Source organism: Salinarimonas sp. (genome assembly GCF_046292825.1).
Taxonomy (GTDB): Bacteria; Pseudomonadota; Alphaproteobacteria; order Rhizobiales; family Beijerinckiaceae; genus Salinarimonas.
Window position 1 is genome coordinate 1 of the sequence record NZ_JBKBQG010000021.1, and the last position, 23771, is coordinate 23771.

The following is a 23771-nucleotide window of genomic DNA, read 5'->3' on the forward strand; positions in this document are numbered from 1 at the left end:
GGGGGGGGGGGCGGCCCCCCCCCCGTGCAGGAGGAACCGCGACGGTGCCGCCTCGACGACCCCCATCCGACCCGTCGCCTTCGGCGCCGGGCCACCTTCCCCCAAGGGGGAAGGACAAGAGCGGCCTCGATTCGCAGAGATCACACCGAAAGAGGTTGATATGCGCACTCCGTAGCCCCTCAGGGGAAGGAGAGGGCCCGGGTGGAGACTGTGCCTGCACGCCTCGGGCCCCACCCGACCTCGGTCGCTGCCGCTCCCGAGGCCACCCTCCCCTCCGGGGAGGGATGCACGGCGGCAAGCGGGCGCAATCAAGACGCCCCTCCCCCGCGGATGGCCGTCACCTTCACCTCGCAGACGATGCCGGGCATCGAGAAGGCGGCGACGCCGAAGCCGGTCCAGGTGGGGTAGACCGGGCCTTTGATGAAACGATCCTTCACCTGCATGAAGAGCGGCAGGTCGGCGGGGAAGTCGAGGAACCAGCTTTCGAGCTCGACGATGTCGGCGAAGCCGAAACCGGCCGCGTCGAGCACCTTGCCGATATTGAGGAAGCAGCGCTCGAACTGCCGCTCCCGGTCCTCGATCACGGCGAGGCTCTCGTCGCGGCCGACCTGGCCCGACACGTAGAGCGTGTCGCCGACGAGCACGCCGGGCGCGTAGCGGAAGCGCTCGACGATCGCCTCCATCCCCTGCGGCACGATCATCCGACGCTGCGTCATGATTGGTCTCCTCGGGTTCAGCGGGCGAGGCTCGGCAGCCAGAGCGCGATCTGCGGGAAGGCGATCACCAATGCGAGGCCGACGATCTGGAGGGCGATGAAGGGCCACATCGCCGAGAAGATCTCGTCGAGCCCGATCTCGGGGGGCGCGACGCCCTTGAGGTAGAAGGCGGCGGGCGCGAAGGGCGGCGTGAGATAGGCGATCTGCATCGCGATGTTGAAGAGGATGCCGAGCCAGATCCGGTCGTAGCCGAGCGCCTCGGCGGCCGGCACGAAGATCGGCATCGTGAGCAGCATGATGCCGATCCAGTCGAGGAAGAACCCGAGCAGGATCCACACGCCGACCATCACGAGGATCAGCGCGAGCGGCGGCAGCGGCAGGCCGGTGAGCAACGAGCGGGCGAAGTCGATGCCCCCCATGAGATTGTACACCCCGATGAGCGCGTTGGTGCCGAGGACGAGCCAGAGCACCACCCCGCAGGTCGCCATCGTCTGGAAGGCGGCCGCGCGCACGAGGGAGAGCGTCAATTGCCCCCGCACCGCGATCGCGAGCGCGACGCCGGCGACGCCGATCGCGGCCGATTCCGTCACCGAGGCGAAGCCGAGATAGATCGAGCCGAGCACGACGACGGCGATCAGGATCGGGAGCGCCACCCCGCGCAGGAGGAGGAGCTTCTGCGCGAGCGGCATCGCGAGCTCGTGCTCGGGCGGCGGCGGACCCATCTTCGGATCGAGCATGCAGCGCGCGACGATGTAGGCGACGTAGAGCGCCGCGAGCAGCAGGCCCGGCATCAGCGAGGCGAGGAAGAGATCGCCCACCGACGCGCCCGCCGTGATGCCGAAGAAGACGAGGATGACGGAGGGCGGGATCATCGTGCCGAGCGAGCCCGACGCGCAGATCGTGCCGATCGCGAGCTTGCGGTCGTAGCCGAGCCGCAGGAGCTGGGGCAGCGCGACGAGGCCGAGGAGCACGATCTCGCCGCCGATGACGCCCACCGTCGAGGCGAGGATCACCCCGACGAAGACCGTCACCACGCCGAGCCCGCCCGGCATCCGCCCCGCCCAGACATTGAGCGCGTCGTAGAGGTCCTTCGCGATCCCCGATCGCTCCATCAACGACGCCATCAGGATGAAGAACGGCACCGCGACGAGGATGTAGCTGTCGAGGAACTCGACCGAGCGGCTCGCGACGAGGAAGAGGCTCTGCGGCCCGTAGAGGATGAGGCACAGGGCGACGGCGATCGAGCCCGTCGTGAAGGCGAGCGGCACGCCCGCGACGAGGAGGATCACCATCGCCGCGACGATGATCGCGCTCCAGGTGGCTATGTCGAGCCCGCCCAGCATCAGCGCCCCCGCCCGAGCGCGAGGCGCACGAGCCGCTCGATCGCCACGAGAGCGAAGAGCGCGGTCGCCAGGACGAAAACGCCCTTGAAGAGCGCCGGCAGCGGCCAATTGGGCGGGCCGGGCGTGCGCTCCGGCGTCCAGCCCATCGGCCCGAAGCGCATGATCGCCCCCTCGGCGACGATCCACAGCCCGTAGCCGAGCCCGGCGAGGTAGAACAGGCCGACGAGGAGCGCGAGCACCTCCGCACCCATGCGCATCCGCCCGCGCAGGCGGTCGAGCACGACGGTGATGCGCACGTGCTCGCCGCGCGCCATCGCATAGGCGCCGCCGAGCGCGAAGCCGATGGCGCACAGGCTCGTCACGAGCACGTGCGCCCAGGCGGAGGGCCGCCCGAGCCCGTAGCGCATCGCCACTTCGTAGACGGAGATCGCGGCGGCCGCGACGAAAAGCATCGCCGCCGCACGCCCGATCGCCTGGGCGAGACGCCCGATCGGCCCGGAGGATTCCACGACGCGCCCTCTCCTTTTCCAGTGTCGCAGCGATCGACGACGATGACGACGCCCCTAGTTCGACCCCAGCCCCTCTCCTTCCCCTCGGGATCTGTGAATCTGCCGACGGTTGTCATCCCGGGCCGCGAAGCGGACCCGGGACCCATATGCTCCGACGATCGTCCGAGCGCGCATGCCGCGCTCGTTCCGGAAGGTCCGAGCATCAGTCGTCGGAGAAACGCAGCCTACAGGCTGCGACCGACACGTTGTGGGTATGGGTCCCGGATCGCCTTCGGCGTCCGGGATGACACCTCTGGGAAGAAATCGAGAAGTCTCGGAGTAAAGGAGAAGGACGCCGTGTAAGCTTTACGCACTCCCGTGTCGCCGCGCCCTCACAAGCCGAGTTCGGCCTGGAAGGCGCGGTGGCTTGCGACGATGCGGGCGGCGATCTCGTCCTGGCCGGCGATCTCGTCCTGCTTCTGCGAGGTGAGCGCGCGCAGCTTCGCGACCTCGTCGGCCTCCCATTCGATGATCTCGACGCCCTCGGCGCGGATGCGCTCGAGCGCGGCCTCGTCGTCGGCGCGGATCTGCTCGCGCAAGCCCGCCGACATCGCGCGGATCTCCTCCTCCAGCGCGGTGCGATGCTCGTCGGAGAGCCCCTCCCACACGCGGCGCGAGAAGGCGATCTCGGTCGCGGGCATCGAATGGGCGGCGTCGACCGAATAGCGCGCGATGCGGTAGAGGCCGACCTCGTAATTCTGCCCCGGACTCGCCCAGTCGACCGCGTCGATGACGCCCGATTGGAAGGCGTTGAAGACCTCGCCGCCCGGCAGGTTGACGACGGCTGCGCCCGCCATGCCGAAGATCTCCGAGATCATGCCCGGCGGCACGCGGATCTTGAGGTTCTCGAGATCGGACACCCCGCGCAGCGGCACCCGCGACGGGATGTGCTCGGAGGGCCAGAAGACGTTGGCGACGTAATGCATGTTCTCGCGCGCATAGAGATCGCGCCCGATCGCCTCCCCCTCCCCTTCCGCATACCAGCGGTCGCGCGTCTTGACGTCGTCGTAGGAGGCGCCGGTGTCGCCGTAGACGATGAAGGCGGGATTGCGCGCGGCGAAGAAGGAGGAGGACGAATAATGCCCGTCGAGAATGCCCGCCTGCACCGCGTTGATCGTCTCGGGCGGGCCGACGACGGCGCCCGCGGGCAGCGTCTGCAGCGCGAGCGCCCCGCCGGTGCGCTCGGAGACCTTGCCCGCCATGGCCTCGAAGGCGCGGTGGGTGGGCGAGGCGGCGGCGAGGAAGCCCTGGATGCGCAAGGTCGTCTGCGCGCGGGCGGGGCGCGTCAGGACGGCCGGCGCGGCGAGGACGAAGGGCGCGGCCGCGGCCGCCTTGAGGATGTCGCGACGTGATGGCATGGCTTGCTCCTCCCTTGGTTCGTATCCCCTCTCGGCCGCGTCAGCGCATGCCGAGGATGTGCTTGGCTTCGTCGGGGCTCGCCACCTCGCGGCCGAGCTCGCGGGCGATCTCGCGGATGCGGGCGACGAGCTCGGCATTCGTCGGCGTGCCGAGCTCGCGATAGGTGTAGTCGCCGAGCCCGATCGAGATGTGCCCGCCCAGGCTGATGACGGTGGCGGCGAGCGCGAACAGGTTTCCGCCGAAATTGCACACCGTCCATTCGACCCGCCGGTCCTGCGGCAGGAAATCGAGATGGGCCTGCAGGCCCTTGAGCGTGCCCGGATGGCCGCCGAGGAAGGTGTTGTCGGTCAGGCAGAAGCAGAGATAAGCCGGCTCGTCGAGGAGCCCCATCTCGAGGAAGGCGCTCGCATAACGCGTGAAGCCGATGTTCCAGGAGACGAGATAGGGTTTCAGCCCCGCCGCGCGGATGTTGTTCGCGAAATATTCGAGCGTGTCGGTGCCGTTCTTGTAGATCAGCCCCTTCGTCTCGAAGCGGCGCGCCTGCGCATTGTAGCGGTCGACATTGACCGAGCCCATGTCCATCGGCGCGAAATGGGGCGCGCGCTCGCGATCCTGCGCCATGCGCAGAACGTGGTCGAGCCGCGACTCGCTCGAGGCGTCGAGCGTCACGTAGCCGAGCGTCGGGTGGACGAGGATGTCGGAGGCGGCGCGGATGCGCGCGACCGTTTCGGCATAGGCCTGCGCCGCATGTTCGGGCGCGCCGTCGGGGCGCCGCGCGTGGAAATGCAGCACCGCCGCGCCCGCCTCCCGGCAGGCGACCGCGTCCGCCGCGATCTCCTCGGGCGAATAGGGAACGTTGGGGTTTCCCTCCTCGCGGAGCATGTACTCGTTGACGCGGGCCTCGATGATCAGCTTGCGCATCGCGCTCCTCCCTGATCCCGCGACGCTCTGTCGGCGCCCTTGCGCAAGGAGGCTATCGGTATATGCTCTCTGGTCAAGAGGCATATGCCATCAGGAGAGACTCGGTGCCCAAGACCCGCGCCACCCACGGTCGGGGCTCCTCGCCGCCCTCGGTCGAGGTGCTGATCGAGAACCTGCCCGGCAACGTCTATCGGCGCGTGCGCACGCCCGACGGCGCCTACCATTTCGAGTTCCTGTCGAGCGGGCTCTTCCGGCATTTCGACATCGACCACGAGCGCCTCCTCGCCGAGGAGCGGGTGCGGTTCGACTGGATCCACCCGGAGGATCGCGAGCGCTTCGTCGCCGATCTCGAAGTGAGCGCGGCGACGATGGGGCTCCTCGATCATCGCGTGCGGGTGGTGGGGATGGACGGGCGGGTGCATTGGGCGCGCGGCATCGCCCGCCCGCATCTGCGCGAGGACGGCTGCGTCGTCTGGGACGGCATCGTCATCGACGTCACCCGGGAGGTCGAGGCGGAGGCGGCGCTGCGGGTCGCCAAGGGCGAGGCCGAGCGTGCGCACGGGCTCCTCGCCCAATCGCTCGGCGCGCTCGGCGCCCGTCTGCGCGATCCGCTCGCGCGGCTCGACGCGGCCGCGCAGGCGCTCGCGCCCGGCATGCGGCTCGACGCGGCGACCTGCGCCGCGATCAAGGCGGAGATCGCCCGCCTGCGGACGCTCGCGACCGGCGCGCCGGAGGGCCGCGGCGAGGCGATCGAGAGCGCGTCCGCCCGTCTCTCCCCGCGCCAGCGCGAGATCCTCGCCCTCGTGCGTCGCGGCCTGTCGAACAAGGCGATCGCCATCGAGCTCGGCATCTCCCCCGGCACCGCCAAGCTGCACGTCTCCGCGATCCTCAAGACGCTCGGCGTGCCCAACCGCAGACGCCTCGCGGGCGGCGCCGCGTGACGCGCCCAACCGTCACCGCGCCGGCCTCATCCGCCCCGAGGCGCGCGAGCGTTCGACTTGATCCGCGCCGTGCAGGGCTCGCGTCGAGACTTGCAATGAAGGCCGTCGTTCGACGTCCCGATGATCCACCGATGCGTTCACGAGTCACGACGCGCCCGACGACTCGAGATACGACAGGCACATCGCCGTGAGCTGCTCGCGGATCGCAATCTGCTCGGACGGGGGCAGATTGCGTTCGAAGACGTTCCGAACGGTCCCGAAAACGACCGACAGGAGGGTCACGTTCACGAGCTCGAGGTCGGTGTAGTTCGCCGTCGGCGCGCTCCGAAGCATCGCCATGGTCGCCGCATCCATGCGCGCGGCGAACGCGCCGATCAGCGCCTCGTTGTCGAGCTCGACCGCAGAGGCGTAGAGCGCCCGGGTGACGTCGATGCGCTCGGTCTTGGCATCCCAATAGGCGGTGACGAGCGCTTCGACCATCTCCCTCGTCGACCTGCCGTGTTGCGCGAGACAGGCCTCTTCCACGCGCTCGGCCAGCCGATCGAGGTATCGCTCGTTGAGCGCGTAGATCAGTGCCTGCTTGTGCGGGAAGTACTGGTACATCGTGCCGACCGACACGCCGGCACGCTCGGCGACGCGCGTCGTGGTCAGCCGGTTCCTCCCCTCGCCGATCAAAACCTGAATGGTCGCTTCGAAAATCGCGTCGACCGTCGCACTCGACCGCGCCTGCCGCGGCTTCTTGCGGGCTCTCAGACGATCCGGCGGCGTCGCGTCCATATGCGAATCCCAAATGCGAGCGATCCTTCATATTGTAGTCGGCGTGGTTCGCCAACAACCGAGAACGGAAATGACCGACACGAAGAAGATCGCCCTGGTGACGGGTGCCAACAAAGGCATCGGTCTAGAGATTGCAAAACAGCTGGCGGAAGCGGGCGTCACCGTCGTGATGGGCGCCCGCGATCCGCGACGCGGGCAGACGGCCGCCATCGCGCTGACGCAAGCCGGACTGCCCGTGGAAGCGATCGAGATCGACCTCGTTCGCGACGACACGATCGCAGCCGCCGCCGCCGAGATCTCCGCGAGGCACGGCCGTCTCGACATTCTCGTGAACAATGCCGGCATCGTCGATGCCGAAGACGGTCCGCCGAGCGGCGCGAGGGTCGGCGCGGCACGAAAGCTGATGGAGACGAACTTCCTCGGCACGTTGGCGGTGACGCAGGCGATGCTGCCGTTGCTGCGCCGGTCTGCGGCCGGTCGGATCGTCAACCTCGCCACGACATTGGGATCGCTGGCCGTCAACGGCGATCCCTCCTCGCCGTATTACGAGGCGCGGCTGATCGGATACAATGCGTCCAAGGCCGCGCTGAACATGCTCACCGTGCAATTGGCCGCAGAATTGAAGGGCACGGCGATCGTCGTCAACTCGGTGGCGCCCGGCTACGTGAAGACGGACCTGACCGGCGGCAATGGCTTCATGACGCCCGCCGAGGGCGCGCGCCTGCCCGTGCGCTATGCGCTGCTCGGCCCCGATGCCCCCTCCGGACGGTTCGTCGCGCCCGACGGCGCCGTCTCCTGGTGATCTCGGCAAGGCGGCGGCGACGAGAGAACCGCGAGACCGCTCCGGGCCTCGTCTGCGGCCGGGAGCCACGAGGGTCGTGGCGATCCCGGGAGGACTCGAACCTCCGACCAACGGTTTAGGAAACCGCTGCTCTGTCCTGCTGAGCTACGGGACCGCACGAGGCGTCCATACCACGCGTGCGCCGCTCTTTCCACCCGCCGCGGAGGCCCGCTCGCCGTCAGCCGCGGACGGCGAGCGTGCGGACGACCTCGTCGAGCTGGACGGTCGCGCGCTTCATGTAGAAGCCCTGCATGAACAGGTGGTTGGCGAAGATGCTGTCCTCGCCGGGCGCGTTCATGACGACGAGGGGCTGCAGCTGCGAGGCCTTGCGCAGGCTCTCGAGCGCCTGGGCCCAGACGAGACCCGCGCCGGCGGCCGCGATCGGCTGCTCGAAGTCACGCCCCAGCTCGCGCAGCAGCATGTAATAGGCGTAGAGCATGCCCTTGTTGAAGTAGAAGATGTCGTCCGAGACGAAGTCGATCGTCCGCCGGCTCGTCTGGACATGGCGGTCGAGGAGCGCCGCGCGGGCGTTCAGATCCGCGCCGAGCCGCGTGAGCGCCAGCGCGAGCGCGTCGGCGCGGCGCGCGAACATGGCGCCGCCCTGCGCGACGCGCGCATTGTAGCTCTCGAGCGCCCGCACGCCCGCGCGGAACTGGACCTCGGCGGGCACGATGGGCAGCCAGGACTTGCCGAGATCGATCAGCCAGACGTCGCCGGGGAATTGCAGGAAGCCCGTCGCGCGCTCGAGATCGGCGTCGATTTCCGCCGTGCCGCGGGTGCGCCCGATCGTGTCCATCAGCTCGATGGAGAAGCGCCCGATGGCGCGCATCATGCCGAGCTGGAAGTTCGGCATGTTGTCGAGGAGCCCCGTCGGGAAGAACCAGGGGTCGTTCGCCGTCCAGCGGTGGGTGGTGACTTCGCGCTCGACGAGCGCCGCCGCCATCCCGACCGCATGGCTTCCGCCGGGCAGGGCGCGCGGGGGCACGAAGTCCACGTCGGCATCGACGCGATGCATCACGAGCCCGCCGAGGACCCCGTAATAGAGCACGAGAACGGTCGCCAGCGCGACGAGGATGCGCCGCGCGGCGGTCGAGGGGCGGGTGCCGAACGCCCGGCGCAGGAAGCGCCGCAGCGGACCCGGTGCGGGGACGGGCAGGTTGACGCGCGCAGGCGCGCCCTCCTCCCGCGTCTCGACGAGCCCGCTCATGGCCCCCTCGCCGAGACATGCATCGTGAAGACATGACTCGCCGAGACATGACTCGCGTGCGACATCGTGTAGGCGCCATTCGTCATCGCAAACTCCGTCTCTTTCCGAGCATCGCCGCTCGACGAGAGCGGAGAAGCTCGGCCGTTCATCGGATCATCTACGAAGACAACGGGCGGCGCGTCGGCTTAATTCACGAAAACCGCAAAGACGTGACGATCCGCCTCGCCCGCGATACTCGCGACGACGGATGCGCCACACCGCTACAGCGCGCGTGCCGATTTCGTCAATCGAAGACGAGCCCGCCGTCGACGACGAGGTTCTGGCCGGTGACCGCGCGCGCCCAGGGGGAGGCGAAGAAGAGCACCGCGTCGGCGAGCTCCTCGGGCGTCGTCACCCGGCCGAGCGGGGTCTGAGCGGCGATGATGTCGAACACCGCCTCGGGCGTCGCCGCGCTCGCGTCCGTCACCCGCAGGAGACCGCCCGAGACCATGTTGACGCTCACACCGATCGGCCCGAGTTCCTTGGCGGCGGTGCGGGTGAAGGCGAGGAGCGCGGCCTTGGCGGCGACGTATTCGTGGTAGGGCACGACCGGGTTCTGCACGAGATTGGTGCCGATCGTCACGATGCGCCCAAAATTCTGCGCGGCGAAATGCGGGCGCAGCGCCTGGACGAGGGCGAGCGCGCCGCCCACCGCGGTCTGGGTCTGCGCCGCGACGTCCGCCCAGGCGAGCCGGTCGAGGGTCTTGCGGGCGTCGCCGTCGAAGGCGAAATCGGCGAGCGCGTTGTGGACGAGGACGTCGGGCGGCCCGAGTCGCTCGGTGATCCGCGCCACCATGTCGGCGACGGCGGGCGCGTCGGTGACGTCCGCCTGGAAGGCCGCGCAACGCGGGCCGAGCTCGTCGGCGAGCGCCTCGGCCTTCTCGCGGCTGCGCCGGTAATTGATGGCCACGCGCGCGCCCTCGCGGGCGAAGGCGCGGGCGATCGCCGCCCCGAGGCCGCGGCCGGCCCCGGTGACGAGTACGGTGGTGTCGGAAATGGGCTTTGCCACGTCGTCGCTCTCCTGACGCTCGGCGCGGAGAGCGGCGACGCGTTCGGACGCGGGGAGCCCGCGCACGGTGGCATCGCGGACTCCCTACGCCGGCATGATCCGGTTCAGGTTCGAAGGGTACCTCTCAGCCCGCGCGTCGTGCGCGGACGCCCCCGTCCTGTCGGCAGCGATACGCGCTCGCCCACGACCGCGTCAACCGCCCGGACGCGCTCCGCGAGGATCGGCGCGACGCGTCACATCCCGACGGGCGGCGCGTAGAAGCAGCGGTGCTGGCCGGCGAGGACGCAGCGGTGATAGTCGCCGTCCTGGCTCGTGCGCGCCTCGTCGAAGGGCACCAGCATGCCGTCGTGGAGGAGATAGCCCGTGTCCGTCACGGTGACGTTCTCGTGCGGGTAGGGTTGGCAATCCCGATCGTTGCAGCACCACGGATCGTACCAGGAATGCGCGGCGAGCGGCGTGGAGCCGAGGAGGAGGGCGACGAGCCCCGTCGCGAGGATGGCAGCCTTCATGCGTGTCTCTTCCGTCGAGAGCGCCCCGGGGTACTCGCGTCTTTCGTGAACTCGCGACGACAACCGACCAGAGCCGGCCTTTGTTCGGGGTCGTCCGATCTGACATGCGCCGCCGCCTCCCGCTAAGCTCCCCCGCGACGCCCCCTCGCGAGCCCCGCCCGGAGAGACGATGACCGCCAGAGCCCGCATTCTCGCCGCCGCAGCGGCCCTTCTCGTCGCCGTCGCGGGCTCGTCGGGGGCGATCGCGTGCGGGGGAGAGGCGCAGAGCGACCGAATCGTGGGGATTCCGGCGCGCGGCGAATTGAGGCTCGCGAGCGGCCGGACGGTGCGTCTGTCCGGGGTGCGGCTTGCGGACGCAGGCGCGATCGGCGCCGATGCACGCGCCGCCCTCGACGCTCTGGTCCAGGCACCCGTGACGGTGCGCCTGATCGACGCCGCGCCCGATCGCTGGGGCCGCGTGCCGGGCGTCGTCGCGCTCGCCGAAGACGCGGACGGCGCCGATCTCGCCCGACGCCTCGTCGCGCTCGGTCTCGCCTTCGTGGACGCGGGCGACATGGGCCGGCTCTGCGATCCGGGCCTTCTCGAGATCGAGACCAAGGCGCGCCGGGACGGGATCGGCCTCTGGGCGGAGCCGGACGCGCAGCCGATCGCCGCCGACGACGCGCCCGCGCTCGCCGCCGCGCGCGACCGCTTCGCCCTCGTCGAGGGGCGCGTGCGCAGCGTCGGCGTGCGCGAGCGGCGGGTCTATCTCGACTTCGCCGGACCCGATGCGGAGACCTTCACCGCCATCGTGCCGGCGGAGATCTTCGCGAGGCTCGAAGCGAGCGGGCTCGACGCGCGCGCGCTTCGGGGTCGACGAATACGCGTGCGCGGTATAATTCAGGACTGGCGGGGAGCGGCCGTGACGGTCACGGCCGCGGAGACGATCGAGATCTTGGAAGCGCGGCCGAGCGTCAGATGACAGGCTCCTCGACAATCAGGCACCGGCTGCCTCGGCGCGGGGCGGCGATGCGGAGCGCGCTCCTGTCGGCCCTGCTGCTGACGGGCTGCGTCGCGGTGCCGACGCCGCCCCCGGCGCCGCCCGTGCTCGCGCCGCCGGTGACGGGCGTCGACCGCGAGCACGAGCAGCTCGTCGCGAGCTTCGGCGGCGAGTATCGCGCGCCGCGAACCCAGGCGCTGCTCGAGGAGATCACCGGCCGGCTCGTCGCCGCGACCGAGCGGCCGGAAAAGCGCTACCGCATCACCATCCTCGATTCGCCCGCGGTGAACGCCTTCGCGCTGCCGACGGGGCGGCTCTACGTCACCCGCGGACTGATCGCGCTCGCCAACGACACCTCCGAGCTCGCCGCCGTGATGGCGCACGAGATCGCCCACGTGACCCTGCGACACGCGGCGGCGCGGACCGAGCTCGAGGCGCGCTCCGCCCTCGTCACCCGCGTCGTCTCGGACGTCCTGCGCGATCAGAGCGCGAGCGCGCGCATCCGCGACGCCTCCCGCTACGAATTCGCCCGCTTCTCCCGCGCGCAGGAGCTCGAGGCGGACGCGGTGAGCGTGCGCACCCTCGATCGCGCCGGCTTCGACCCGTTCGGCGCCACCCGGTTCCTAACGGCGCTCGAGGCCTTCGGCAATCTCCAGGCGGCTCTGCCCGGAGCCGAGCGGCAGCCGACCTCGCTCGACCGGCTCGCCACCCATCCCGCCACCACCGAGCGCATCGTCGAGGCGCGCGCGGCCGCGCGGCGCATCGGCGCGCCGGGTCTGCGGGAGGGGGATCGCGAGCGCTTCCTCGCGGCGATCGACGGCATCGCCTTCGGCGACGATCCGCGCGACGGGCTCGTGGTCGGCAATTCCTACGTGAACGCGCGGCTTGCCATCGCCTTCTCGGCGCCGCCCGGCTTCACCCTCGACAATTCGAGCCGCGCGGTGCTCGGCGCCTCCGCCGACGGCGCCCGCCGGCTGATGTTCGACGCGGTCGAGGCGAGCCCCGGCCGCTCGCTCGAGGACGTCGTGCGCGCGACCTGGACGGACGACATCGAGACCCGCGACGTCGCCCCGCGCCGCGTCAACGGGCTCGACGCGGCGGTGGGGACCTCGATCGGCCGGGACTGGCATTTTCGCGTGGCCGCGATCCGGGCGCCGAGCGGCACCTATCGGCTCATCGTCGCCCATCGTCCCGGCGACGGCGGCGCGAGCGCGGCCTTCGAGGAGACGCTCGCGAGCGTGCGCAACGTGCCCCAGGCCGAGCTCGCCGCGCTGCCGCGCCTGCGCGTGCGCATCGTCACCGCGCAAGCCGGCGACACCGTCGAGACGCTCGGTCGGCGCATGCGCACGGCGAACCCCGTCGAGACCTTCCGCGTCCTCAACGGCCTCTTCGACACCGCCCGCGTCGAGCCGGGCCGGAGCTACAAGATCGTGGCGCCGTGAGGGGCCGCCCCCTCACCCCGCCGCCATCTCCGGATGGCGCTCGATCAGAACCTTCTTGAGCTTTTCCATCGCGCGGCTCTCGATCTGGCGCACGCGCTCCTTCGAGATGCCGAGCCGGTCGCCCAGCGCCTCGAGGGTCGCCTGCTCCTCGTCGAGGCGGCGGGCCTTGAGGATGCGCAATTCGCGCTCGTTGAGCACTTCGAGGGCGCCCTGGAGCCAGCCGACGCGGCGCTCGGCGTCGATGGCGCCGCCGACCGTCTCGTCCTGGAGCGGGCCGTCGTCGACGAGGAATTCCATCCGCTCGGCGGCGACGCCGCCGTCGGCGTCCGAGACCGGCGCGTTGAGCGAGGTGTCGGGGCCGGACAGGCGCGCGTCCATCGTCGCGACGTCCTTGAGCGACACGCCGATCGCCTCCGCGATCTCGGAATAGACTTCCTCCGACATCCGGTCCTCGCCGGCACGGGTGAGGCGGGCGCGCAGGCGGCGCAGGTTGAAGAACAGCGCCTTCTGCGCCGACGAGGTGCCGCCGCGCACGATCGACCAATTGCGCAGGATGTAATCCTGGATCGAGGCGCGGATCCACCAGGTGGCGTAGGTGGAGAAGCGCACGTCGCGCTCGGGCTCGAAGCGGGCGGCCGCCTCGAGGAGGCCGACATGGCCTTCCTGGATGAGGTCGGCCATCGGCAGGCCGTAATGGCGGAAGCGGGAGGCGAGCGCGATCACGAGGCGCATGTGGGCCGAGGTGAGGCGGTGGAGCGCCTCCTGATCCTGGCGGTCCTTCCATTGCTCGGCGAGCCGGCGCTCCTCCTCGCGTTCGAGAAAGGGCGCGTCCATGGCGGCGCGGACGAACTGGCGGCGGATACCGGCGATCTCGGCCATAGCGTGCCTCCTCGTCTTGTCAAGGAGGCTTACGCCGTACGGGACGTGCCGGATCACGCGAGCCCCAGCATCTGCGCCCGCAACAGCTTGCGCGCGCGCAAGAGCTCGCGCCTGCCGCGTTGACGGCGGCGCCGCCCGCGCGCACCATCGAGCGATGAGGCAGATCGAATTCCGCATCGAGCGCACGCGCATCGCGGGCGTGGTGGCCGTCCACGCGGACAGCGCCCGGACCTTCGCCCGCCACAGCCACGACCAATACGGCATCGGCATCCTGCGCCGCGGCGCGCAGGCCTCCGCGAGCGGACGCGGCCCCGTCGAGGCGGGGCCCGGCCACCTCATCACCGTCAATCCGGGCGAGGTGCACGACGGCGCGCCGATCGGCGACGGGGGCCGGGCCTGGTCGATGCTCTATCTCGATCCCGAGATCGTGGCCGCGACCCTCGCCGACATCGCCGAGGGCGCCGCCGCGCGCTCGGAATTCACCGAGCCCGCTTTGGCGGACGGGCGGGCGGCGGCGCGCTTCGAGCGGCTTCTCGCGGCGGCGACGGCGCCGGGCGCCGCGCCGATCGCGGCCGAGGAGGCGCTGATCGCGCTCCTCGCCGACCGTCTCGCCGCGGATCCCCGCCCCGCGCGCGCCGTCCCGGCGGGAATCGCGCGAGCCCGCGCCCTCGCCGACGAGGCCTTCGCGACGCCGCTCGACCTCGCCGACCTCGCGCGCGCGGCCAGCACGAGCCGCTTCGCTCTCCTGCGCGGCTTCGTCAAGGCGACGGGGCTCACGCCGCACGCCTATCTCGTGCAGAGGCGCGTCGCGGCCGCGCGCCGCGCCATCGCCGCGGGCACCGCCCTCGCGGACGCCGCGATCGCCGCCGGCTTCTGCGACCAGAGCCACATGCACCGCCATTTCGTCCGAACGCTCGGCGTCACGCCGGCGGCGTATGCGCGGGCGTGCCTTTGACATGGCGGATGGATGCGACGAGAGATCGATGTTAGTCTCCCGTCGACAGAGGGACATCGGATGCAGCGACCGGACAAGATCAGCGTGACGATGCCGCCCGACATGATGAGAGCGGTTCGGGAGAGCGTGGAATCCGGGGAATACGCTTCGACGAACGACGCAGTTCGCGATGCGGTTCGGGTTTGGCAGCGCGAGCGTGCCCAGCGCGCCACCCGCCTCGACGCGATCAAAGACCGCGTTCACCGCTCGATTTCTGATCCGCGACGAGATGTTTCAGATGAAGAGTTCGATGCACGCCTCAAGGCACTGATCGGCGAGGACGCGAGGGACGACTGACGTGCGGCGCCTGTCCGTGGTCTATCGACCTGCCGCCGTCGAAGACGCCGAGGACATTTTCCGCTACATCATACGAAAAGGCGGCAGCGCGCGGGTTGCGATGGCTTTCGTCCGCCGCATTCGAGCACGTTGTTCACGGATTGGTGACGCGCCGTGGTCGGGGCGGCCGCGCGACGATCTCGCCGTGGGACTGCGGACGATTGCCTTCGAACGCGTTGCGGTGATCGCATATCTCGTGAGCAACGATCAGATCGTCGTGACCAATATCTTCTATGGCGGGCGAGACATCGACGCGCTCTATCCGCGGGGTGAGGACGACGAGAATTCCTGACGCCGCTACCTCCCCCCGCAATCCCGTCCAAGACGCCCCCACCCCGGCCAGCGATCCTCCCCCCGGTTTCGGCAGGAGACGAGGGCGCGATGGCGGGTTCCTTGGACAGACGCACGCTCGAAGGCTACCTCCTCGTGGCGGGCGCGATGGCGCTCGTGGGCACGACGGTGATCGCGAGCAAGCTCGTGGCGGCGGATTGGCCGCCCTTCACCGCGACCGCCTTGCGCTTTTCGATCGCGCTGCCGATCTTCCTCGTCCTGATGCGAGCGACACGCACGCCCGTCCCGCGGCCCTCGCGGCGCGACGCGGCGCTCCTCGTCGTGCAGGCGGGGGCGGGCAGCGTCGGCTACACGGTGTTCCTGATCGCCGGGCTCGTCCACACCTCGGCGGCGAATGCGGGGGTGATCGTCGGCACGCTGCCGGTCGCGGCCGCCGCCTTCTCGATCCTCGCGCTCGGCGAGCGCCCGCGCCCGGCGACGCTTCTGGCGATCCTCGTCGCGACGGGCGGCGTGCTCGCGGTGAGCGTCGGGGCGAACGGAGGCGGGAGCGCGGGAGGCATCTCCGGCGCGCTCCTCGGCAACCTCCTGATCCTCGCAGCGGTCTTGTGCGAGGTGCTGTTCATCCTCCTCAACAAGCGCCTCGCGACGCCCATCCCGCCGCTCGCGCTCTCGACGATCATGACCGGCATCGGCCTCGTGCTCTCGGCCATCCCGGCCCTCCTCTTCGAGAACCCCTTCGCGCTCGAGGCGAGCGCGCCGGCCCTGTGGGCGGTGGTCTATTACGCCGTCGGCCCGACGGTGCTCGGTTTCGTGCTCTGGTATGCGGGCGCGGCGCGGGTCACGGGGGCGGAGGCCTCCCTGTTCACGGCGGTCGCGCCGGTGACGGCGGTGGCGCTCGCGGCCGCCTTGCTCGGCGAGGCGATCACCCCCGCCCAGGCGCTCGGCGTCGCCTGCGTGGTCGCGGCCGTCGCGGCGATGACGCTCGGGGCGATCCTGCGGACGCGACGGGCCGCGTGAGCGGCGACGCTCCACCGACGGGCTTGTCGGGCGGGCGCCTCTCGCGCATCATCGGCACGATCGCGATCTTCTCGGAACACGACCGATGCGCGCCCTCCTCCTCGCCGCCGCTCTCCTCCTCGCCGCACCCGCGCTCGCGCAGGACCTGCCGGGCTCCGCCGACCACCCCCTCGTCGGCCGCTACGAAGGCTCGCGGATCAACGGCTACGACGTGCGGGACTTCGACGTCTACCCCTTCCCGGAGGCGGCCGGGCGCGAGGGCTTCCGCACGATCGAAGGCCGGGTGACGCGGATCTCCTACATCATGCCGCCGGAGCTGTCCGTCGCGGCGGCGGTGCGCAATTTCGAGCGCGCACTCGAGGGACGGGGCTTCGAGATCGTCTTCCGCTGCGAGACGCGCGCCTGCGGCGACATCTTCAACGCGGTCGACCAGTTCCCGCTGCCGCGCATGGTCGTCGACCGGTTCGACTACCACGTCATCTCCGCGCGCCTGAAGCGGCCGGAGGAGGGCGACGCCTACGCAACGGTGATCGTCTCGATCGACCACAACAAGCATGCCCGCGTGATGCTCGGCGTCGTCGAGGAGGCGCCGCTCGAGATCCGCATGATCGACGCGGCCGAGATCGCGCGCAGCGTCGGCGAGACCGGGCGCATCGCGCTCTACGGCATCACCTTCGCCTTCGACAGCGCCACGATCGAGCCGCAGAGCGCCCCGACGCTCGCGGAGATGGCGGCCTTCCTGCAGGCCTCGCCGGAGCTCGAGGTCGTCATCGTCGGCCATACCGACAACCAGGGCAGCCTCGAATACAATCTCGGCCTCTCCCATCGCCGCGCCGAGGCGGTGCGCAACGCGCTCGCCCGCGATCACGGCATCGCGCCGGCGCGCATGCTGTTCGCGGGCGCGGGCTTCCTCGCCCCCGTCGCGCCCAACACCACCGAGGAGGGCCGCGCCCTCAACCGCCGCGTCGAGATCATCGCGCGCTAGAGCGTGGCGGGCCGTTCTCCTCCCCCGCGACCGGACGCGCGTGGCGTCGGGCGCGCGCTTGTGCTCATCTGCCCGCCGCCATGATCCGTCGCACGCCCCGATTCGCCCCCCTCCGCCGCCTCGCCCTCGTCTTCGCGGGAATGGCGGCGCTCGCCGGGTGCATCGCGGTGCCGCGCTCGGTCGAGGGCGTGCCGAGCGACGCGGAATGGCTCGTGCTGCCGCTGCGCTCCTGGGCGGCGATCGAGCACGGCGAACCGGAGGCCGTCGCGGCCTGCCTCGGCCCGCCCTGCGCGGAGCGGATGAAGGTCTCGATCCTGCGGCTTCGCGGCGACCAGGCCCGCGACGCGCGCGCCGTCCTCGCCGATCCCTCGCGCCTCGCGCGCGGCCTGTCCGAGCTCGCGCGCGCGGACGACAATCCCCGCCGCGCCGACGTCGCGACCCGCATCAGCGCCGAGCGGTTCTCGGCGGACGGTCTCTCGGGCTTCGTCATCGCGCTCGAGGGCGAGGGCGCGCGCACCCGCTCGGCCTTCGGCGGCGCGCTCGCCCGCGAGGAGGGCGCGGATCTGCGCGTCGCCTTCGTGGTGGGGGATTCGCGCGAAGGGGTCGAGGGCGCGCTGCGCCAGATCGCGGCGCGGGCGTTCTGACGAATTTCTGCCGGCGAAACGAAGAACGCCGCCCCCTCGGGGACGGCGTTCCCTCACCTCGCGGTGCGGATCGGCGCGATCAGGCGTCGGACTTGACGTCGAGCACCTTGCGGCCGCGATACATGCCCGTCTTCAGGTCGATGTGGTGCGGGCGGCGCAGCTCGCCGGAATCCTTGTCCTCGACATAGGTCGGCGCCTTCAGGGCGTCCGCCGAACGGCGCATGCCGCGCTTCGACGGCGACGTCTTTCTCTTGGGAACGGCCATTGTATCGTCTCCGTATCACGGCACGCGCACGAGCGCCGGCCGGCCCGGCCGCTCGCGCGAAACTCGGAATGAGGCGCGGCTTATACGCGCTCTCGCGGCCTCTGGCTAGCCCCGATTTCGCGCTCGCGCATCATCGCGCGACGCAGGTCGAGAGGTCGCCCGATTGCTGCGCGCGCGCGATCAGCCGATCGGCGAGCCGGCGGTGGCCCTGGCCGGGGGAAGCGGGGTTGCGCAGGATCGGATTCGGCAGCGCGGTCGCGAGGAGCGCCGCCTCGCGCTGGCTCAGATCCGCCGCGCTCTTGCCGAAATGGCGCTGCGCGGCCGCCTCGATGCCGAAGACGCCTTCGCCCCATTCGGCGACGTTCAGATAGATCTCGAGGAGCCGGCTCTTGCCCCAAACCGCGTCGAGATAGAGCGCGATGCCGATCTCGACCGCCTTGCGGACGACCGAACGATCCGGCCAGAGATAGACGTTCTTGGCCGTCTGCATCGGAATCGTGGACGCGCCCCGCAGCGCGCCCGCGTCGATGACGCGGCGCAGCTCGTCCCAATCGACCCCGTTGTGGCGGCAGAAGCGGGCATCCTCCGAGGTGATCACGAGGCGGATCACGTGCGGGCTGATCGCCGAGAGCGGCACCACCCGCCGATCGACCGGCTGCAGGGTCGCCCAGCGCGCGAGCATCAGGGTGGACGGCGGCGTGATCGCGTAGGCGATGACGCTCGAGGCGACGAACAGGGCGAGGAGCGCCGCGACGAGCAGGAACAGCCCGCGCACGAGCCGCGCGACGAGCCCGCGCTTGCGCCGACCCTTGCGCTTGCGCGGCAGGGTCTCGCCACCTCCGCTCTCCTCGGCGCCAGCCGGCCCCGCCATTCCGCTCTCCCCTCGCGATCGAGACGCCCGCGAACGCTTGACCCGAACCGCGCGAGAGGGCAAGCCCGAGCGGCATCATTGCGGGAGGTTCCATCACCGATGAACGAGGCGCTCACCGCATTCGAGGCGCGTCTGCGCGCTGCGGCCGACACCATCGAGGCGCGGCTCGCCGCCCTTCTCGACGATGCCGCCCGCTCGGGCGAGATCGCCCGCGTGCCGCGACTGATGGCCGCGATGCGCCACGGCGCGCTCGCCGGCGGCAAGAGGCTGCGGCCCTTCCTCGCCATCGAGGCGGCGCGGATGCTCGGGCACGAAGGCGAGGGGCCGGTGCGCGCGGGTCTCGCGATCGAGCTCGTCCATTGCTATTCCCTCGTCCACGACGACCTGCCGGCGATGGACGACGACGATCTGCGCCGCGGCAAGCCGACCGTCCACAAGGCTTTCGACGACGCGACCGCGATCCTCGCGGGCGACGCGCTCCTCACGCTCGCCTTCGAGGTCGCGGGCGATTCGCGCGGGGATGTCGAGCCGGGTGCGGCTTGCGCGCTCGTGGTGGGGCTCGCGCGCGCGGCGGGGCTCGGGGGCATGGTCGGCGGGCAGATGCTCGATCTCGCCGCCGAGGGGCGCTACGGCCCGCGCACGCTCGCCGAGGGCGAGATCCGCACCCTGCAGGCGATGAAGACCGGCGCCCTGCTCGCCTTCTCGGCCGAGGCCGGCGCGATCGTCGCCGGCGCCGATGCGGAGACCCGCGCGCGCCTCCTCGCCTATGGCCGCGCGCTCGGCGCCGCCTTCCAGATCGCCGACGACATCCTCGACCGCGAGGCCACCGCCGAGGCGCTCGGCAAGGCGGTCGGCAAGGATGCCGAGCGCGGCAAGGGCACGCTCGTCGACATCCTCGGGATCGACGCCGCCCGGGCCGAGTGCGCCCGCCTCGTCGGGGAAGCCGAGGCCGCCCTGGCGCCGTTCGGCGCGCGGGCCGACGTGCTGATGGCGGCCGCGCGGTTCACCGCCGCGCGGAAATCGTGAGGGGGGACGCTGCGATCGGAGTTCGTGACTCGTTAACCTACCTGCGACGCCGTCATTCCGGGGCGCGGAGCGAGCCCGGAACCCAGACTCCCGACGTCCGATGAGCAGCCTATAGGCTGCGTCCTTCAACGCATCCAGGGCCTTGAGCTGCGGAGCGAGCGCGCATGCGCGCTCGAACGAGCGTCATGGTTCTGGGTTCCGGGCTCGCTTCGCGCCCCGGAATGACGGGGTGGAGAAGATTTTTCGTCCCTCAACGCTGCGCCTTCATCCCCGACAGGAGCGCGAGCGGGTTGTCGGCGAGGGCGGCTTCGTCCGGGCGGTCGATGCCGGGCTCGTTGCGGAAGGCGGCCCAGAGGCTGCGGACATAGGCGGGATCGAGATCCTTGCCGATGAGGACGAGGCGGCTGCGGCGGTCCTCGTCGGGCCAGCGCTCGAGCACGGCAGGCACGTGGATCACGTGCTGGACGCCGTGGACGACGATCGGGTGCTCGGGATCCTCGGCGATCGCGACGATGCCCTTGAGCCGCAGGAGCTTGGGCCCCTGCGTCGCGCGCAGCATGTCGAGGAAGAGATCGAGCGTGCGCTGCGGCACCGGCGCGTCCGAGACGAGGCAGAAGGCGCGGATCGAGGCGTCGTGGCGGTTCACGTCGTGGTGGTGGTGGCCGTGATCGTGATCGCCGTGGCCATGGTGATGGTGGTGGTGCCCGTGGGCGCGCTCGTGCGCCGCCGCCTCGGCCGCCGCGACGGCCTCCGCCGAGAGCCAGGCGGCGACGTCCGACGGCTTGGCCGCGAGGTCGAACGGGCCGCGGCCCAGGATCTCGCGCGCGGGGATCGCGCCGGCGACCGCGCGGTGGCGCCGCGCGCCGGGGGCGAGCGCGGCGAGGCGCGCCTCGAGCGCGGCGAGGGCGTCGGCGCTCGCGATGTCGGACTTGGTGACGACGATCTCGTCGGCCACCGCCACCTGCTTGAGCGCCTCCTCGTGCGCGTCGAGCGTCGCCGCGCCGTTGACCGCGTCGACGACCGTGACCACGCCCTCGACGGGGTAGCGCAGCTTCAGATAGGGGTGGTAGAGCACCGCGTGCAGGATCGGCGCGGGATCGGCGAGGCCCGTCGTCTCGACGATCACGCGCTCGAAGGGCATGATCCGCCCGTTGTCGCGCCGCCGCAGAAGGTCCTCGAGCGTCGCCACGAGATCCCCGCGCACCGTGCAGCACAGACACCCCGCCGAGAGCAGCACCATGCCCTCGTCCACCGTCTCGACGAGGAGGTGATCGAGCCCGATCTCGCCGAACTCGTTCATGATCACGACGGTGTTCGACAGCCCCTCGTCCTTCAGGAGCGCATTGAGCAGCGTCGTCTTCCCCGCGCCGAGGAAGCCGGTGAGGATCGTGAGCGGGATCGGGTCCGGTCGGGCGTTCATGGGCGGCTCCTCGAAGGTCGAGGAGAAGTAGCGCCGCGGGGAGAATGTTACAAGGTCACATCCCTCCCCGGAGGGGAGGGTGGACACGGGAGCGCTAGCGACCGTGGCCGGGTGGGGCCCGGGTCGAGACTATCCTGCAAACCTCGGGCCCCACCCGACCCCTTCGCTGCGCTCAGGGGCCACCCTCCCCTGCGGGGAGGGATCACAGCGAGGTGCGCAGGCGCCACAGTTCGGGGAAGAACGGCTTCTCCAGCACGCCCTTGAGGTAGGACACGCCCGGCGAGCCGCCGGTGCCGCGGCGGAAGCCGATGATGCGCTCGACGGTGGTCACGTGGCGGAAGCGCCATTGGCGCATCAGGTCCTCGAGATCGACGAGCTCCTCGGCGAGCTCGTAGAGATCGAACAGCTCCTCCGAGCGGCGGTAGACGGCGCCCCAGGCGGCCTCGAGCCCCTCGTCGTAGGCGTGCGGCTCGCGCACGTCGCGGGCGAGCAGAGGCTCGGGCACGGGCAGGCCGCGCCGCGCGAGGAGGCGGATCGCCTCGTCGTAGATCGAGGGCGCCTCGAAGGCGGCGAGAAGCGGCTCGTGGCGGGCGGGCGCGTGGGCATGCGGTTTCAGCATGCCCGCCGACTTGGCGCCGAGCTTGAACTCGATCATCCGATATTGAAACGATTGAAAGCCCGACGAGGCCCCGAGCCGCTCGCGGAAGGCGAGGTAATCGGCCGGCGTCATCGTCGAGAGCACGTCCCAGGCGCGCACGAGCTGCTCCTGGATGCGCCCGCAGCGCGCGAGCGCCTTGAAGGCGGGGCGCAGGCGGTCCTCGCGGATCGCGCCCATCGCGGAATCGAGCTCGTGGATGAAGAGCTTCATCCACAATTCCTGCACCTGGTGGATGACGACGAAGAGCGTCTCGTCGTGCTGGCCCGAGAGCGGCTCCTGCGCCGAGAGGAGCACGTCGAGGCGCAGATAGTCGCCATAGGACATGTCGTTCGAGAAATCGGTCTTGACCCCGTCCGTCGCCATGGCGCCCTCCCCTGAATGATTGAAGCTTGAAATATCTCGCGCCCCGACACAAGCTGCATGCCGCTCCTCGTCATGGCGGTACACATCGATGCTCGACCTGCGCGCCCATTTCAGCCGATTCCGCGAGGCCGACCCCGATCGCCTCCACCTCGCCGCCCATTCGCACCATTATTGGCCGGACGTTGCGGGCGAGGCGCAGATCGCCGCCTTCGACGACGCCGCGCGGCTCGCGGACGGCAAGTGGGGCCACGTGCTCGGGCCGCTCTGGCAGGCCTGCCAGGCTCATGTCGCCCGCGTCCTCTCGCTGCCCGATACGGGGAGCGTCGTCTTCGCGCAGAACACCTTCGAATTGTGGCTGCGGCTCCTCTCCTGCCTGCCGACGGACCGCCCCTTACGCATCCTCGCGACCGACGGCGAGTTCCACTCCTTCAACCGGCTCTCGCGGCGGCTCGCGGAAGACGGCCTCGTCGCCCTCGAGACGGTGCCCGTCGAGCCCTTCGCGACCTTCGCCGAGCGCTTCGCGGACGCGGCGCGGGAGGGCGGGCACGATCTCGTGCTGTTCAGCCAGGTCCTGTTCGGATCGGGATTCGTGGTCGACCCGCTGGAGGAGGTGGTCGCCGCGGTGCGCGACGCCGAGACCTTCGTCGTGATCGACGGCTATCACGGCTTCATGGCGCGGCCGACGGACCTCTCGCGGCTCGCCGGGCGCGTGTTCTACATGTCGGGCGGCTACAAATACGTGATGGCGGGCGAGGGCGCGGCCTTCATGCATTGCCCGCCCGGTTACGGCGAGCGCCCCCGCGCCACCGGCTGGTACGCCGCCTTCGGGGCGCTGACGCAGCGTCAGGCCGGCACGGTGCCCTATGCTCGAGACGGCTTCCGCTTCATGGGCGCGACCTTCGATCCCACCGCGCTCTACCGCTTCGACGCGGTGATGGCCTGGCTCGACGGGCTCGGAATCGATGCGGGCCGCGTGCATGCCCATGCGATCGCCTGCCAGGAGGCGTTCTGCGAAGGCCTCGCTGAGGCCGACGCGCCGATCGGCGAGCGCGATCTGGTCCTGCCGCTCTCCGAGACGCGACGCGGCAATTTCCTCGGCTTCCGCCGCGCGGACGCGGCCGCCCTTCAGGAACGGCTCGCCGCCGCGCGCATCGTCACGGATTCGCGCGGCGACGTGCTGCGCATCGGCTTCGGGCTCTACCACGTGGCGGACGAAGCGCGAGAAGCCGCCCACCGCGTCGCCCGCGCGCTCGCGGCGTGAGAGGTCCCTCGATCTGTTCGAGGGGTGTCATCCGGACGCCGAAGGCGATCCGGGACCCATGCCCACGACGTGCGAGTCGCAGCCTATAGGCTGCGTTTCGCCGACATGCCCTGCTGAAATGTCTTGGAGC

26 protein-coding genes, 1 tRNA gene and 1 riboswitch are annotated in these 23771 nt (G+C 70.7%); of the genes, 12 read left to right on the forward strand and 15 right to left on the reverse strand.

Annotated features, from left to right (window positions below; all coding sequences use genetic code 11):
• Positions 1–308: 308 nt before the first annotated feature.
• The 5 genes from ACK4UM_RS11655 to ACK4UM_RS11675 all read right to left on the reverse strand — a co-directional run bounded on the left by ACK4UM_RS11655 (position 309) and on the right by ACK4UM_RS11675 (position 4887).
• Positions 309–716, reverse strand: coding sequence for a RidA family protein (locus ACK4UM_RS11655; protein ID WP_409798954.1), 408 nt, complete (start codon positions 714–716; stop codon positions 309–311).
• Between the two features lie 17 nt (positions 717–733).
• Complete coding sequence (locus ACK4UM_RS11660; RefSeq protein WP_409798955.1) at positions 734–2059, reverse strand: TRAP transporter large permease subunit; 1326 nt, start codon at positions 2057–2059, stop codon at positions 734–736.
• Entirely contained in the window at positions 2059–2568 is a 510-nt protein-coding gene (locus tag ACK4UM_RS11665; RefSeq protein ID WP_409798957.1) for a TRAP transporter small permease subunit, read from the reverse strand. Before ACK4UM_RS11665 ends, ACK4UM_RS11660 begins: the two co-directional genes overlap by 1 nt.
• Before the next feature lie 371 nt (positions 2569–2939).
• Positions 2940–3965 carry a TRAP transporter substrate-binding protein DctP gene (dctP, locus tag ACK4UM_RS11670; RefSeq protein WP_409798959.1) on the reverse strand — a complete coding sequence of 342 codons (1026 nt, stop codon included), beginning with the start codon at positions 3963–3965 and terminating at the stop codon, positions 2940–2942.
• 40 nt (positions 3966–4005) lie between these two features.
• A complete protein-coding gene (locus ACK4UM_RS11675; protein WP_409798961.1) occupies positions 4006–4887 on the reverse strand; it encodes a 3-keto-5-aminohexanoate cleavage protein in 882 nt (293 codons plus the stop codon).
• 104 nt (positions 4888–4991) lie between these two features.
• On the opposite strand from ACK4UM_RS11675, the gene ACK4UM_RS11680 reads away from it, so the two are divergent.
• The gene (locus ACK4UM_RS11680) at positions 4992–5828 is read left to right on the forward strand and encodes a LuxR C-terminal-related transcriptional regulator (protein WP_409798963.1); all 837 of its coding nucleotides are present in this window, start codon (positions 4992–4994) and stop codon (positions 5826–5828) included.
• 144 nt (positions 5829–5972) lie between these two features.
• On the opposite strand, the gene ACK4UM_RS11685 is transcribed toward ACK4UM_RS11680, so the two are convergent.
• Entirely contained in the window at positions 5973–6605 is a 633-nt protein-coding gene (locus ACK4UM_RS11685; protein WP_409798965.1) for a TetR/AcrR family transcriptional regulator, read from the reverse strand.
• Positions 6606–6675: 70 nt separating this feature from the next.
• Between ACK4UM_RS11685 and ACK4UM_RS11690 the strand changes: the two genes are divergently transcribed.
• Positions 6676–7407: an SDR family oxidoreductase gene (locus ACK4UM_RS11690; protein WP_409798967.1), complete on the forward strand. Its 732-nt coding sequence runs from the start codon at positions 6676–6678 to the stop codon at positions 7405–7407.
• Between the two features lie 77 nt (positions 7408–7484).
• Here the strand turns inward: ACK4UM_RS11690 and ACK4UM_RS11695 are convergent.
• The 4 genes from ACK4UM_RS11695 to ACK4UM_RS11710 form a co-directional block, all read right to left on the reverse strand.
• Positions 7485–7561 (reverse strand) — tRNA-Arg (locus ACK4UM_RS11695).
• Positions 7562–7624: 63 nt separating this feature from the next.
• Complete coding sequence (locus ACK4UM_RS11700; protein WP_409798969.1) at positions 7625–8653, reverse strand: DUF2333 family protein; 1029 nt, start codon at positions 8651–8653, stop codon at positions 7625–7627.
• Positions 8654–8936: 283 nt separating this feature from the next.
• The gene (locus ACK4UM_RS11705) at positions 8937–9701 is read right to left on the reverse strand and encodes a 3-oxoacyl-ACP reductase (protein WP_409798971.1); all 765 of its coding nucleotides are present in this window, start codon (positions 9699–9701) and stop codon (positions 8937–8939) included.
• A gap of 64 nt (positions 9702–9765) precedes the next feature.
• A riboswitch (TPP riboswitch) is annotated at positions 9766–9865 on the reverse strand.
• 69 nt (positions 9866–9934) lie between these two features.
• Positions 9935–10210 carry a hypothetical protein gene (locus tag ACK4UM_RS11710; RefSeq protein WP_409798973.1) on the reverse strand — a complete coding sequence of 92 codons (276 nt, stop codon included), beginning with the start codon at positions 10208–10210 and terminating at the stop codon, positions 9935–9937.
• A gap of 169 nt (positions 10211–10379) precedes the next feature.
• Between ACK4UM_RS11710 and ACK4UM_RS11715 the strand changes: the two genes are divergently transcribed.
• Positions 10380–11171 (forward strand): thermonuclease family protein, encoded by a 792-nt coding sequence (locus tag ACK4UM_RS11715; protein WP_409798975.1) that lies wholly within the window; start codon positions 10380–10382, stop codon positions 11169–11171.
• Between the two features lie 47 nt (positions 11172–11218).
• The gene (locus ACK4UM_RS11720) at positions 11219–12631 is read left to right on the forward strand and encodes a M48 family metalloprotease (protein WP_409798976.1); all 1413 of its coding nucleotides are present in this window, start codon (positions 11219–11221) and stop codon (positions 12629–12631) included.
• Between the two features lie 12 nt (positions 12632–12643).
• Here the strand turns inward: ACK4UM_RS11720 and ACK4UM_RS11725 are convergent, their stop codons facing one another.
• On the reverse strand, positions 12644–13510 hold the full coding sequence (locus ACK4UM_RS11725) for an RNA polymerase factor sigma-32 (RefSeq protein WP_409798978.1): 867 nt from the start codon (positions 13508–13510) through the stop codon (positions 12644–12646).
• 154 nt (positions 13511–13664) lie between these two features.
• On the opposite strand from ACK4UM_RS11725, the gene ACK4UM_RS11730 reads away from it, so the two are divergent.
• The 6 genes from ACK4UM_RS11730 (at position 13665) to ACK4UM_RS11755 (ending at position 17777) form a co-directional block, all read left to right on the forward strand.
• A complete protein-coding gene (locus ACK4UM_RS11730; protein ID WP_409798980.1) occupies positions 13665–14465 on the forward strand; it encodes an AraC family ligand binding domain-containing protein in 801 nt (266 codons plus the stop codon).
• A gap of 60 nt (positions 14466–14525) precedes the next feature.
• Entirely contained in the window at positions 14526–14801 is a 276-nt protein-coding gene (locus ACK4UM_RS11735) for a type II toxin-antitoxin system ParD family antitoxin (protein ID WP_409798982.1), read from the forward strand.
• A gap of 1 nt (position 14802) precedes the next feature.
• Positions 14803–15132 carry a type II toxin-antitoxin system RelE/ParE family toxin gene (locus ACK4UM_RS11740; RefSeq protein ID WP_409798984.1) on the forward strand — a complete coding sequence of 110 codons (330 nt, stop codon included), beginning with the start codon at positions 14803–14805 and terminating at the stop codon, positions 15130–15132.
• Between the two features lie 89 nt (positions 15133–15221).
• The gene (locus ACK4UM_RS11745) at positions 15222–16148 is read left to right on the forward strand and encodes a DMT family transporter (RefSeq protein ID WP_409798986.1); all 927 of its coding nucleotides are present in this window, start codon (positions 15222–15224) and stop codon (positions 16146–16148) included.
• A gap of 85 nt (positions 16149–16233) precedes the next feature.
• Positions 16234–17133, forward strand: a complete 900-nt coding sequence (locus ACK4UM_RS11750; RefSeq protein WP_409798987.1) for an OmpA family protein — start codon at positions 16234–16236, stop codon at positions 17131–17133.
• Positions 17134–17273: 140 nt separating this feature from the next.
• The gene (locus tag ACK4UM_RS11755; protein ID WP_409798989.1) at positions 17274–17777 is read left to right on the forward strand and encodes a hypothetical protein; all 504 of its coding nucleotides are present in this window, start codon (positions 17274–17276) and stop codon (positions 17775–17777) included.
• 79 nt (positions 17778–17856) lie between these two features.
• Here ACK4UM_RS11755 and rpmF read toward each other — a convergent pair whose 3' ends face one another.
• A complete protein-coding gene (gene rpmF, locus ACK4UM_RS11760) occupies positions 17857–18042 on the reverse strand; it encodes a 50S ribosomal protein L32 (protein ID WP_409798991.1) in 186 nt (61 codons plus the stop codon).
• Positions 18043–18172: 130 nt separating this feature from the next.
• The gene (locus tag ACK4UM_RS11765; protein WP_409798992.1) at positions 18173–18913 is read right to left on the reverse strand and encodes a biosynthetic peptidoglycan transglycosylase; all 741 of its coding nucleotides are present in this window, start codon (positions 18911–18913) and stop codon (positions 18173–18175) included.
• 99 nt (positions 18914–19012) lie between these two features.
• On the opposite strand from ACK4UM_RS11765, the gene ACK4UM_RS11770 reads away from it, so the two are divergent.
• On the forward strand, positions 19013–19939 hold the full coding sequence (locus ACK4UM_RS11770) for a polyprenyl synthetase family protein (protein ID WP_409798994.1): 927 nt from the start codon (positions 19013–19015) through the stop codon (positions 19937–19939).
• A gap of 250 nt (positions 19940–20189) precedes the next feature.
• Here ACK4UM_RS11770 and ACK4UM_RS11775 read toward each other — a convergent pair whose 3' ends face one another.
• Together ACK4UM_RS11775 and kynA are read right to left on the reverse strand one after the other, a co-directional pair.
• A complete protein-coding gene (locus ACK4UM_RS11775; protein ID WP_409798996.1) occupies positions 20190–21359 on the reverse strand; it encodes a CobW family GTP-binding protein in 1170 nt (389 codons plus the stop codon).
• A 202-nt stretch (positions 21360–21561) separates the two neighbouring features.
• On the reverse strand, positions 21562–22380 hold the full coding sequence (kynA, locus tag ACK4UM_RS11780; RefSeq protein ID WP_409798998.1) for a tryptophan 2,3-dioxygenase: 819 nt from the start codon (positions 22378–22380) through the stop codon (positions 21562–21564).
• An 88-nt stretch (positions 22381–22468) separates the two neighbouring features.
• On the opposite strand from kynA, the gene ACK4UM_RS11785 reads away from it, so the two are divergent.
• Complete coding sequence (locus ACK4UM_RS11785; protein ID WP_409799000.1) at positions 22469–23641, forward strand: aminotransferase class V-fold PLP-dependent enzyme; 1173 nt, start codon at positions 22469–22471, stop codon at positions 23639–23641.
• Positions 23642–23771: the final 130 nt, after the last annotated feature.